The sequence below is a fragment of the Streptomyces sp. NPDC093591 genome (assembly GCF_044764885.1).
In the GTDB taxonomy this organism is placed as follows: Bacteria; Actinomycetota; Actinomycetes; order Streptomycetales; family Streptomycetaceae; genus Streptomyces.
In genome coordinates this window covers 615053-626995 of record NZ_JBIWIY010000002.1, presented here as the reverse complement: position 1 = coordinate 626995, position 11943 = coordinate 615053, and the positions used below count along the sequence as shown (strand labels likewise).

General features: G+C 70.8%; 11 protein-coding genes and 1 pseudogene. 6 read left to right on the top strand and 6 right to left on the bottom strand.

Going from position 1 to position 11943, the window contains the following annotated elements; all coding sequences use genetic code 11:
* From ACIREI_RS06120 to ACIREI_RS06110, 3 genes and pseudogenes are all read left to right on the top strand, one after another.
* Nucleotides 1–190, top strand: a pseudogene (locus ACIREI_RS06120) (glycosyltransferase family 1 protein); the annotation flags it as partial.
* 61 nt (nt 191–251) lie between these two features.
* On the top strand, nt 252–1004 hold the full coding sequence (locus ACIREI_RS06115) for a class I SAM-dependent methyltransferase (RefSeq protein ID WP_403327825.1): 753 nt from the start codon (nt 252–254) through the stop codon (nt 1002–1004).
* On the top strand, nt 1001–2071 hold the full coding sequence (locus ACIREI_RS06110; RefSeq protein ID WP_403327823.1) for a prenyltransferase: 1071 nt from the start codon (nt 1001–1003) through the stop codon (nt 2069–2071). Before ACIREI_RS06115 ends, ACIREI_RS06110 begins: the two co-directional genes overlap by 4 nt.
* An 81-nt stretch (nt 2072–2152) precedes the next feature.
* On the opposite strand, the gene ACIREI_RS06105 is transcribed toward ACIREI_RS06110, so the two are convergent.
* Nucleotides 2153–2446 (bottom strand): hypothetical protein, encoded by a 294-nt coding sequence (locus tag ACIREI_RS06105; RefSeq protein ID WP_369168975.1) that lies wholly within the window; start codon nt 2444–2446, stop codon nt 2153–2155.
* Nucleotides 2447–2629: 183 nt separating this feature from the next.
* Here ACIREI_RS06105 and ACIREI_RS06100 point away from each other — a divergent pair, with 183 nt between their 5' ends.
* Genes ACIREI_RS06100 through ACIREI_RS06090 form a run of 3 tightly spaced genes read left to right on the top strand, consistent with a single transcriptional unit; the run spans nt 2630 to nt 6184 of the window.
* The gene (locus tag ACIREI_RS06100; protein WP_403327821.1) at nt 2630–3820 is read left to right on the top strand and encodes a hypothetical protein; all 1191 of its coding nucleotides are present in this window, start codon (nt 2630–2632) and stop codon (nt 3818–3820) included.
* On the top strand, nt 3817–5454 hold the full coding sequence (locus ACIREI_RS06095; RefSeq protein ID WP_403327819.1) for a VWA domain-containing protein: 1638 nt from the start codon (nt 3817–3819) through the stop codon (nt 5452–5454). Before ACIREI_RS06100 ends, ACIREI_RS06095 begins: the two co-directional genes overlap by 4 nt.
* Nucleotides 5441–6184, top strand: a complete 744-nt coding sequence (locus ACIREI_RS06090; RefSeq protein WP_403327817.1) for a hypothetical protein — start codon at nt 5441–5443, stop codon at nt 6182–6184. The genes ACIREI_RS06095 and ACIREI_RS06090 overlap by 14 nt, the downstream gene beginning before the upstream one ends.
* A gap of 45 nt (nt 6185–6229) precedes the next feature.
* Here the strand turns inward: ACIREI_RS06090 and ACIREI_RS06085 are convergent, their stop codons facing one another.
* The 5 genes from ACIREI_RS06085 to ACIREI_RS06065 form a co-directional block, all read right to left on the bottom strand.
* Nucleotides 6230–7246, bottom strand: coding sequence for an LLM class F420-dependent oxidoreductase (locus tag ACIREI_RS06085; protein ID WP_403327815.1), 1017 nt, complete (start codon nt 7244–7246; stop codon nt 6230–6232).
* Between the two features lie 104 nt (nt 7247–7350).
* Nucleotides 7351–8178, bottom strand: coding sequence for a hypothetical protein (locus ACIREI_RS06080; protein WP_403327813.1), 828 nt, complete (start codon nt 8176–8178; stop codon nt 7351–7353).
* Nucleotides 8179–8342: 164 nt separating this feature from the next.
* On the bottom strand, nt 8343–9278 hold the full coding sequence (locus ACIREI_RS06075) for an N-acetylmuramoyl-L-alanine amidase (protein ID WP_403327811.1): 936 nt from the start codon (nt 9276–9278) through the stop codon (nt 8343–8345).
* A gap of 75 nt (nt 9279–9353) precedes the next feature.
* Entirely contained in the window at nt 9354–10004 is a 651-nt protein-coding gene (locus ACIREI_RS06070) for a class I SAM-dependent methyltransferase (RefSeq protein ID WP_403327809.1), read from the bottom strand.
* 133 nt (nt 10005–10137) lie between these two features.
* Complete coding sequence (locus ACIREI_RS06065; protein ID WP_403327807.1) at nt 10138–11880, bottom strand: MFS transporter; 1743 nt, start codon at nt 11878–11880, stop codon at nt 10138–10140.
* Nucleotides 11881–11943: the final 63 nt, after the last annotated feature.

Below are 11943 nucleotides of genomic sequence, written 5' to 3'. Positions count from 1 at the left end.
CGTCAGGGCCGGTGAGCCCGCCCGCGTCGCCGGGGCCGCGAAGGATGGCGAGTCCGTCCGGCTGACCGAGGGCGTCAGGGCCGGTGAGCCCGCCCGCGTCGCCGGGGCCGCGAAGGATGGCGAGTCCGTCCGGCTGACCGAGGGCGTCAGGGCCGGTGAGCCCGCCCGGGTCTCCGAGGGTGCCCAGTGAGCGCCGTGCGCACGATCGATCCCCGTCCCTCCAACCGTTCCGACCGCGAAAGCAGGCCCACGTGCTGACCGTCGACTTCTCCCGGTTCCCGCTCGCCCCGGGCGACCGCGTCCTGGACCTCGGCTGCGGTGCCGGCCGGCACGCGTTCGAGTGCTACCGGCGCGGCGCCCAGGTCGTGGCGCTGGACCAGAACGGTGAGGAGATCCGCGAGGTCGCGAAGTGGTTCGCGGCGATGAAGGAGGCGGGGGAGGCGCCGGAGGGGGCCACGGCCACCGCCATGGAGGGCGACGCCCTCGCGCTGCCCTTCCCGGACGAGTCCTTCGACGTCGTCATCATCTCCGAGGTCATGGAGCACATCCCGGACGACAAGGGCGTCCTCGCCGAGATGGTGCGGGTGCTCAGGCCCGGCGGCCGTATCGCCATCACCGTGCCCCGCTACGGCCCCGAGAAGGTCTGCTGGGCGCTGTCCGACGCCTACCACGAGGTCGAGGGCGGCCACATCCGCATCTACAAGGCGGACGAGCTGCTCGCGAAGATCAGGGAAGCCGGGCTGAAGCCGTACGGCACCCACCACGCCCACGCGCTGCACTCGCCGTACTGGTGGCTGAAGTGCGCGTTCGGCGTCGACAACGACAAGGCGCTGCCCGTGCGGGCGTACCACAAGCTGCTGGTCTGGGACATCATGAAGAAACCGCTGGCCACCCGGGTCGCCGAACAGGCGCTGAACCCGCTGATCGGCAAGAGCTTCGTGGCGTACGCGACCAAGCCCCACCTGCCCCGCGTCGACGAGACCCCCGAGGCGGCCGCCAAGTGACCACCCCCCGGACAGAACACCTCGTCCTGCCCGGGGTCCTCACCGCCGAGCAGGCCGCCGCGACCGTCGCCGGCATCCTCGCGGTCCAGCGGGAGGACGGGGCGATCCCGTGGTTCCGCGGACACCACCTCGATCCGTGGGACCACGTCGAGGCGGCGATGGCGCTGGACACGGCCGGTGAGCACACGGCCGCCGAGCGGGCGTACACCTGGCTGGCGACCCACCAGAACGAGGACGGCTCCTGGTACGCCGCCTACGCGGACGGCGCGCACGACGACGTCACCGACACCGGCCGCGAGACCAACTTCGTCGCCTACATAGCCGTAGGCGTCTGGCACCACTACCTCGCCACCGGCGACGACACGTTCCTCGACCGCATGTGGCCCTCCGTCTACGCGGCGATCGAGTTCGTCCTCCAGCTCCAGCAGCCGGGCGGCCAGATCGGCTGGCGGCGCGACGAGGACGGTACGGCGACGAACGACGCGCTGCTGACGGGCTCGTCGTCGATCCACCACGCGCTGCGCTGCGCGCTGGCCATCGCCGAGCAGCGGGAAGAGCCGCAGCCGGACTGGGAGTTGGCCGTCGGTGCGCTGCGGCACGCGATCCGTCGTCACCCGGAGCGGTTCCTGGACAAGGACCGCTACTCGATGGACTGGTACTACCCGGTGCTGGGCGGCGCGCTGACGGACGCCGAGGCCAAGTCCCGCATGGAGGAGAGCTGGGAGCGTTTCGTCGTTCCCGGACTCGGGGTGCGGTGCGTCGTGCCCAACCCGTGGGTGACCGGCGGGGAGTCCGCCGAACTCGCCCTGGCCCTGTGGGCGATGGGCGAGTCCGACCGGGCGCTGGACATCCTCCAGTCGATCCAGCATCTGCGGGATCCGGAGAGCGGGCTGTACTGGACCGGGTACGTCTTCGACGACGACGCCATCTGGCCGCGCGAGCTGACGACTTGGACCGCGGGGTCGCTGTTGCTGGCCGTCGCCGCGCTGGGCGGGCACGAGGCCACGTGCGCGGTGTTCGGCGGGGATCGCCTGCCGGCGGGGCTGGACCCGGATTGTTGCGCCTGAGCGCTCGGATGGTTCTCTCGTGTTGCGGGTGCGGGGCCGGTTGTGGCTGGTCGCGCAGTTCCCCGCGCCCCTAGGCGGGTTTCAGTGGCGGTGGACTCGATTGGCGATGGCGTGACCCACGAACAAGTACACGACCGCCGCCAAGCCGTACCCCGCCACGACCCTCGCCCACGCCTCGTCGAAGGTGAACAGGTCGTACGACCAGCCCGCCAGCCAGCGGGCCGCGTCATGGATGAACTGCACGAAATCGTTCGCGCGGTTCGCGTCCAGCAGATACATCAGGATCCACAGGCCCAGGATGAGGGCCATGATGTCGGCGACGATCGCTATGACCGTTCCGGCCTGGTTGGAACCGTTGCGATATCGAGGGGACATGCCCTCCGGGTAGCCCTGGAGGCGTGACTGAAACGCCGTCACCGTGAGCCGAACGGGACGGTACGTTCAACTGGCGTTCCCCCCAAGGTCATTCGGTGGTAAACGTGATCACCGACGATCCTGCCCCAGCCACGGGGGGAGACGCAGGTGCCCGCGAACAGACCCGCTACCGAAGAACCCCGCTTGGTCGTCACCAGACCCCCGCGCCGCCGTCTGCGCAGAGCGCTGGCGCTGGCGCTGCCCGTCCCCGTCATCGGCCTGGTCCTCCTCCTGGTCGGCGGGAACTTGCTGTTACCGCTGCGGCAGGTGGTCACCATCGAGGCGAAGATGGCCTCGAAGCGGGACTTCTTCCAGGATCCCGAGGTGGAGCGGCTCCTGATGAAGCACGGCTTCCGCGTGCACATCACGAGCATGGGCTCCCGCGAGATCGCCAAGCAGGACTTCGAGGGATACGACGTCGTCTTCCCCTCCGGCCAGCCCGCCGCCGACCTGATCAGCCGCGAGCGCGCCGAGGCGAACCGCCCGGTGCTCCTGTACCGCCCGTTCGTCAGCCCCATCGTGCTGGCCACCTACCGCAACTACGCAGAGGCGCTCAGCGATCACGGCGTCGCGACACCGCAGCCGGGCCCGGACGGCCGGCCGATGTACTACACCCTCGACATGACCGCCTTCGTGAAGCTCACCCGCGAGGGCAAACGCTGGAACGACATCCGCATCGAGCGGCACGGCGTCAGCAACTCCAACAAGATCCTCGCCCAGACCTCCGACATCTGCGAGTCCAACTCCGCCGGCACCTACCTCGGCCTGGTCGCCTTCATCGAGAACGACAAAGACGCCCCGGACGACGACAAGGAGGCCGCGGCGGTCGCCCGGAGGATCAAGCCGCTCCTCCTCGAGCAGGGCCTGCCGGGCTCCGAGCGGGCGGAAACGTATCTGTCCCCCGACGGCCCGAGCATCGCCCCGATCTCGGTGATCTACGAGCACCAGTTCCTCGCCCACCAGATCGGCCACCAGGCCCAGAAGGGCAGCACGGACACCGAACGCGTCCTGCTCTACCCGTCGACGCGCTTCGTCACCGAACCCCAGCTCGTCGCGCTGACCGGCGACGGCGCCCGGCTCGGCGAACTGGTCAGCGAGGATCCCGAACTCCAGCACCGCGCCATGGAACTGGGCTTCCGCGCCCGCAACACCAACGGCGGCACGAGCGGCGACACGGCCGGCGACGAACTCGTCGACTTCCTCACCGAACGGCACATCCCCGTGCCCACCACCTCCTCCAACGACACCCGTGCGGTCCTGCCCCAACTGCCCCTCCTGGAACAGATGATCAAGACGGTCGGCGACTGCCAGGACCGCAAGGACGACATCAAGTGAGCGGCAGAACAGGCCCGTTGGCCCCGCGTCCCGCGCTCGCCCCCGCGCGCCGCCCCGCTCTCGGCACTGTGCTCCGCCCCGTACTCCGTCTCGTGCTCTGTCTGGCGCTCCTGACCGCCGTCCTCACCGCCTGCTCGGGTGACGACCCCGACGAACCCCTCCGGCTGCGGGTGCTCGCGAGCCCCGACCTGGCCGTACTCACCCCACTCCTGGGCGAGTTGAGAGAGGAGACCGGCGTCGACCTCCGGCTGGACTTCCGGCCCGACGCCGAGACGAAGGCCCCGGACCGCGCCCGCTACGACCTCGCCTGGCTGTCCTCCGACCGCTATCTGCGGCTCACCGCCAAGAGCGCCGTACAGGGGTTGCAGCGCACGGCGACCATGACGTCCCCGGTGGTCATCGGCCTCGAACCGGCCGTGGCGCGCAAGCTCCGCGCAGGCGTGCCCGGCGGTCGCCTCACCTGGGCGGACATCGCCGACGCCGCCGCGACCGGCACGGTCCGCTTCGGGATGGCGGACCCACGGCGCTCCGCCAGCGGGCTCGCCGCCCTGGTCGGCGTCGCCACCGCCGCGGCCGACACGGGCGGCGCACTGCGCCCCGAGGACGTCTCCTGCGACCGGCTGCGCGGCTTCCGCTCCGGCCAGACCCTCACCGCGGACACGGGACCCGCCCTCGTCGACTCCTACGCCGACCACCAGGACCGGGCCAACGCCCTCATCACCTACGAGTCCGACCTGCTCGCCCTCAACGCCACCGACCGCCTCGACGACCCGCTGGAGGTCGTCCGCCCCGAGGACGGCATGGTCCTCGCGGACTTCCCCCTGCTGCTCCTCGACCCGTCCCAGCGGGCCGCCTACACCACGGTCACGCAGTGGCTCCAGCGCGACGCGACCCAGCGGAAGATCATGCAGCGCACCCTGCGCCGCCCGGTCACCACGACGGTCACCCGCACCCCGCAGCTGCGCGAGCCGGTGGGCAACGCGCTCTACTACCCCGACCAACTCGCCGTCATAGAAGCCCTGCTGGCGGACTACGGCGACCCGGCCCGACACACGGCCGACCAGGTCGTCTTCCTGCTCGACTTCTCGGGCTCGATGCGCGGCGACCGGATGGCGGGGTTGCGCGAGGCGTTCGCCGACCTGAGCGGCGCGGACTCCACGGCGTCCGGCAAGTTCACCCGCTTCTACCGGGGCGAACGGCTGACGGTGGTCCGGTTCGGCGGCCGCGTCCTGGAGGAGAAGACGGTCACCGTGACCGGCCCGAAGGACCTGAAGACCCTGGCCGACACGGTCGCCCGAGGCGGCTACGGCGACGCCACGGCCGTATGGTCCGCCCTCGACCACGGCTACCGCACCGCCGCCCGCGAACTGGCCGCCGACCCGGACCGTTCCCTCTCCCTCGTCCTGATGACCGACGGAGAGAACAACGCGGGCCTCGCCTATGACGACTTCGTACGCCACCACCAGGCGCTGCCCGCCGCCGTCCGCACGGGCGTCCCCACCTACCCCGTCCACTTCGGCGACGCCGACGCGGGCGAACTGCGGCGCGCGGCGGCGCAGACCGGCGGGCGCATGGTGGACACCGCCGACTCATCCCTTTCCGAGGCGTTCAAGGAGATCCGTGGCTGTCACTGACGCACTGTGGTGGAGCATGTGGTGGCCGTGGATGACGGTCTGGCTGGCGACGGCACTCGGCACAGCGGTCCTCGCGGTGGTCCTGGTACGTCAGTCCCGCGAGCGGCGCCGCCGGATGCGACGGTGGCAGTCGGCGTACAGCATCTGCCTGTACCTGGACGAGCAGTCCGTGATGGACCTCTACGAGATCGGCAACTACCGCTCCGCGCTGGAGGAGGCCGTGGAGCTGCGGACGAAGGTCGACACGAGCGTCGGCCTGTGGACCCGCTTCCTGGCCTGGCTGTTCCGCGCCAAGCGCGACGTCAGCCAGGAGACGTTCCGCAAGTTCGTCCGCAAGGACAAACCCATCAACGTCATCGGCATGCTCATCGACGCCTTCGAGCGTGCCGACGTCATCGTCCACGCCGACCTGCCCACCCTGACCGTCGTCCCCAACCGCGCCCTCGCCGACCGCCTCGGCGACGAACGTGAGGTACACCTGAGCCGCATAGGGGAATTCGTCTCGGTACGCGCCGAGTTCACCCGGGTCCCGGACGTGACGGAGGGCTTCGTCCTGCGCGCGGAATACGCCGACCAGCAACCCCCCGTCTGCGTCCGCGTCGTGGCCTCGGGCAACGCCCGCCGCTCCATCCCCGCCGGCACCTTCACGGCCCGCTGCCTGGGGAAGATGACGGGGTGGCGGGAGGACACCCGGGAGGCGACGTTGGAGGCGTTGGCGATCTTCTGGTGACGCCTTGACGGGCTCAGCCGCTCAGCCGTTCAGGCGTTCAGCGGCTCATGAGTTGAGCTCGGCGAGCACACGCAGGCTGTGCGGATCGGGCGCGAGGGCGAGCAGGTCGGTCACCGGCCCCTTCCGCCACAACTCCAGCCGCTCGGCGATGCGTTCACGCGGCCCGACGAGGGAGATCTCGTCGGCGAAGGCGTCGGGGACCGCGAGGACGGCCTCCTCGCGGCGGCCGTCCAGGAACAGCCGCTGAATTCGCCGGGCCTCCTCCTCGTACCCCATGCGCGCCATGAGGTCGGCGTGGAAGTTGCGGGCCGCGTGACCCATGCCGCCGATGTAGAAGCCGAGCATGACCTTGACGGGGAGGAGCCCTTCGGAGACGTCGTCGCACACCTGGACACGGGCCATGGGAGCCACGAGAAACCCGTCCGGCAGACCGGTGGCGACCGCCGCCTCCCCGTACACCTCGGGCCTGCTCGGCGACCAGTACAACGGCAGCCAGCCGTCGGCGATCCGGACGGTCTGCGCGACGTTCTTCGGCCCCTCGGCGCCGAGCAGGACGGGCAGATCGGACCGGAGGGGATGAGTGATCGGCTTCAGCGCCTTCCCGATCCCGGTGGCGTCCGGACCGCGGTACGGGTGCGAGTGAAACCGCCCGTCGAGCTCGACGGGCGCCTCGCGCCGCAGCACCTGCCGTACGACATCGACGTACTCGCGCGTGGCAGTCAGCGGTGAGCCGGGGAACGGCCGCCCGTACCACCCTTCCACCACCTGCGGCCCCGACAGCCCGAGCCCGAGCATCATGCGCCCGCCGGAGAGATGATCGAGGGTGAGCGCGTGCATGGCGGTGGTCGTGGGGGACCGGGCGGCCATCTGCGCAACCGCCGTACCGAGCCTGATCCTCGACGTCTGTGCGGCGATCCAGGTGAGCGGGGTGAAGGCGTCGGAGCCCCACGACTCGGCGGTCCACACCGACTCGTAGCCGAGCCGCTCGGCCTCCTGGGCGAGGGGCACATGCTCCGCCGAGGGGCCGCGCCCCCAGTAACCGAGTGCGAGCCCGAGCCGCATGTCTGCCTCCTGACGATGTGTCAGTTCTGTGTGGAGGCTTGCGACTGTACGACGACGGCCCCTCACCGGGAAGGGTGAGGGGCCGTCGTACGACTTTCTGTGGTTCAGCCGCGCTGGATACCGGACGTGTCCTGCAGTACACCGCGACGCCCGTCCTGCGTCTGCGCGACCAGGGCCGGGCCACGCTGCTCGACGGCCAGGTACCAGGTGCCCGGCGCGAGCTCGGCGATCGGGGTCGGCGAACCGTCCTCCGCGAACAGCGGCCGCGCCACGGGCACGGCGAACCAGAACGGCGAGAAGTCCGCGGCGGGCGCCTGCGGCTGCGGCTGCTGCTGGGCCTGCTGCGGCTGCCCACCGAACGGCTGCCCCGGCTGCGGCTGCCCACCGTAGGGCTGCTGCGGCTGCTGGGCACCGGGGTAGCCGTAACCGCCGGGGGGCTGGGCGCCGTAGGGCTGGGGGGCGGCGGGGCGGGGGGCCGGGATGAGGGGGGCCTGGAGGGCGGGGACGAGGGGGGTGGCGATGGCGGCGCCGGCGAGGGCCAGCGTGGCGACCAGCGCGAGGATCAGCCCGATGCCCGCGTCGGGGCCGGTGGAGGAGCTGTCGCCCACGTTGTTGGCGCCGCCCGCCGGGTCGAAGATGTTGCCGAGCGCGCTCCAGGCGGCGAAGACCGTGAAAGCGATGCCGAACTGGCCGAGGTCCAGACCGGCGATCTTGGGCACCTGCGGCAGCCCCCGGGCGACCACGATGAGCGCGGCGCCGATGAGGCCGGCCAGTACGACGCCGAGCAGGAGCGGTCCGCTGCCCCAGGCGTTCGGCAGCTCGATGCCCTCGGCACCGTCGACGGAGTAGATGTCGAGGAACGACGCGATGAACAGCAACACCGCTGCTCCGATCACCACGCCGTCGCCTCGAGTGAGGGAGCGGATATTCACTTCAGGTCCTTCGTCAGTCGTCTAGTCATCGGCATCGCTGGAGGCGTCGCTGTCACCATGTCGCCGTAAGGCCCCGGTGTGAAGCGCGGGGGTGGCCCCTCATCGTAGGGACGACCTTATCGTCCGACCGACGAGGGTGTCCGCCGGGATCAGCCCGCCGATCACTACCCGCGCAGGAAACTCACGATTCCCTCAGAGATCCCTCGCGCCGCCTTCTGTCGCCAAGCGCCACTGGTGAGCAACGCCGCGTCCTTGCTATCGCGCATGTTGCCGCACTCGATGAACACCTTGGGAACCGTTGACAGATTGAGACCGCCAAGATCCTCACGTGTGACGAGTCCGGTGCCGTCGCCGACGTAGTTGGACGGCGCGCTGCCCGTGGCGCGGACGAAGGAGCCCGCGATGCGCTCGCCGAGGTCGCGGGAGGGGGTGACGATGGGGCCGGTGTTCGCGGCGCCCGCGTTCACCTTGCCCGGGAGGATGACGTGGAAGCCCCGTTGGCCGGCGCTCGCGCCGTCCGCGTGGATGGAGACGACGGCGTCGGCGTGCGCCTTGTTGCCGATCTCGGCCCGCTCGTCGACGCAGGGGCCCCAGGAACGGTCGTTGTCCTGGGTGAACTTGACCGTGGCGCCCTGCTGCCGCAGCAGCGTGCGCAGGCGGTGGGCGACGTCCAGTGTGAACTCGGCCTCGGTGTAACCGTCGTTGGTGGACGTGCCCGTCGTATCGCATTCCTTCCAGTTCGTGCCGATGTTCACCTTGCGGTTGATTTCGGACGTGTGCTGGAAGTTGTTCGGGTTGTGGCCCGGGTCGATGACGACGACCTTGCCCTTGAGGGAGTCGGAGTCGGAGGCGGTAGGGGTCGGGCCCGGTGGTTTGTCGTCGTTCGTGGCGGAGATCGTCGGTGCCGTGTTCGTCGGTGCGGCGGACGGCCGTACGGCCGCGTTGCCCGACGCATCTCCGTCGCCGGGGTCGCCCACCGCCTCGTACAACACCCAACCGAGCAGGGCTCCCGGTACGAGGGCGGCGAGCGCGACGGTCAGGGCTCGGCGGCGGCTGCGGCGGGGCTGGGGAGGATCGAAGTCCGGACCTACGTACGACACGCCTGCCACCATACGGGCCGACCACACCCTGTGCCGGGAAGGCGCGGTCGAGCGGCGCCGGAGTTCAGACCCCGTTCAGACACCCGGCCCCGTCCGCTTCAGCACGCGCAGCGAGTCCGTGACCGACACCTCCGTGAACGCCCCGGACTCCAGTGCCCGCAGATAGACGCGGTACGGCGCCTGGCCGGTGAACTCGTCCCTCGGGTCCGGGAAGACGTCGTGGATGACGAGCAGGCCGTCCTCGGCGACATGCGGGGCCCAGCCCTCGTAGTCGGCGTTCGCGTGCTCGTCGGTGTGGCCGCCGTCGATGAAGACCAGGCCGAGGGGGGTGCCCCAGATCTTCGCCACCTGGGGTGAGCGGCCGACCAGGGCGATGGCGTGGTCCTCCAGGCCTGCCTTGTGCAACGTGCGGCGGAACGTCGGCAGCGTGTCCATCAGGCCGATCTCGGGGTCTACGGTCTCCGGGTCGTGGTAGTCCCAGCCGGGCTGCTGCTCCTCGCTGCCGCGGTGGTGGTCGACCGTGAGGGCCGTCACCCCGGCCTGCCGGGCGGCGTCGGCGAGGAGGATCGTGGAGCGGCCGCAGTAGGTGCCGACCTCCAGGAGGGGGAGGCCGAGGCGGCCCGCCTCGACGGCCGCCGCGTAGAGCGCGAGTCCCTCGTCCACGGGCATGAAGCCCTTGGCCGCCTCGAACGCGGCCAGGATCTCCGGCTTGGGGGCCGTGGACATGGGATTCCCTTCGGTCGTACGAACGTATGGGCGACCATGCTGCCGCACCCCCTGCCGGTGAAGCGACAGGGGGTGCGGGTGGTGTGGATCTCAGGTGAGCCCGGAGAACTCGCGGCTCGGGCGGCTCGGGCGCTCAGGCCGTGACCGTCTCTCCTGGCAGCGAGAGGTCCAGGTCCACCGGCCGCTCGTCGCCCGTGTGCGTGGCCGACGAGGCGAGCGGGCCGTGGCCGTCGGCCCGGGCGGCCAGGACGTAGGCGCCCTGGGCGGGGACGGTGAGGGTGTAGCTGCCGTCCGCCTCGGAGAGCGTCGCGCCCGCCTGGCGGCCGCGGCGGTCGATCAGGGTCACCTTGGCGCGGGGGACGGGGGTGCCGGTGGCGTCCAGGATGCGGCCGCGGAAGCCGCGCAGTGCCTCTTCGGCGCGCTCCAGGTTGGCGTCCTCCTCGCTGCTGGCGCGCAGCTGCGGGTGGGCGGCGGCCGGGCGCTGCTTCGGCAGGAAGAGGGCCAGGAGGAGGCCTACGGCGACGGCGGCGGTCGCGATCAGGAAGGAGACGCGGAAGCCGTGCATCGTCGGGATCTCGACGCCGCCGACGTTGTTCGCGGTGTTGGCCAGCACCATGCCGATGACGGCGCTCGACACGGACGTACCGATGGAGCGCATCAGGGTGTTGAGGCCGTTCGCCGCGCCGGTCTCCGAGGCCGGGACGGCGCCGACGATCAGGGCGGGGAGGGAGGAGTACGCGAGGCCGATGCCCGCGCCGAGGACCACCGAGATGACGAGGCTCTGCCAGGGGGCGCTCATCAGGCCGAGGCCGGCGCCGTAGCCGATGGCGATGATCAGCAGGCCGAGGATGAGGGTGGTCTTGGGGCCGTACTTCGCCGAGAGGCGGGCGTAGACGGGGGCGGTGAACATCATCGTCAGGCCCAGCGGGGCGACGAGCAGGCCCGCGACGACCATCGACTGGCCGAGGCCGTAGCCCGTCTCCTTCGGCAGCTGGAGCAGCTGGGGAAGGACGAGCGAGACGACGTAGAACGAGACACCGACCATGATCGACGCCAGGTTGGTGAAGAGGACGGCCGGGCGGGCCGTGGTGCGCAGGTCGACGAGGGGGGCCTGGGTGCGCAGCTCGTAGACGCCCCAGAGGACGAGGATGACCGCCGACGCGGCGAACAGGCCGAGCGTCGTGCCCGACGTCCAGCCCCAGTCGCTGCCCTTGGTGATGGGGAGGAGGAAGAGGACGAGGCCGGCGGAGAGGCCGAGGGCGCCGAGGGCGTCGAAGGAGCCTTCCGCGCGGACCTTGGACTCCGGTACGACGAGGAGGGTCAGGACGATGGAGAGGGCGCCGAGGCCGGCGGCGCCGTAGAAGAGGGCGTGCCAGTCGGCGTGCTGGGCGACCAGGGCCGCGGCGGGCAGCGCGAGTCCGCCGCCGACGCCGATCGAGGAGCTCATCAGGGCCATGGCCGAGCCGAGCCGTTCGCGGGGCAGCATGTCGCGCATGAGGCCGATGCCGAGGGGGATCGCGCCCATCGCGAAGCCCTGGAGGGTGCGGCCGGCGATCATGGGTATCAGGGTGCTGGTGAAGGCGCTGACCAGCGCGCCGACCACCATCACGGCCAGGCTGGCGATCAGCATGCGCCGCTTGCCGTAGAGGTCACCGAGCCGGCCCATGATCGGGGTGGCGACGGCGCCGGAGAGCAGGGTGGAGGTCAGGACCCAGGTGGCGTTGCTGGGCGCGGTGCTCAGCAGCTGCGGCAGGTCCTTGATGACCGGGACGAGCAGGGTCTGCATCACCGCGACAACGATGCCCGCGAAGGCGAGGACCGGGACGAGGGGGCCGGTCGCTCTGCCGGTGGGCTGGTCGTTCGTCGTTTGTGTCATGTGGGGGATCAACCCGGTGTGCCTGGGCAACTATTCCGATGCTTTGGCCAGCTAACGATTTCT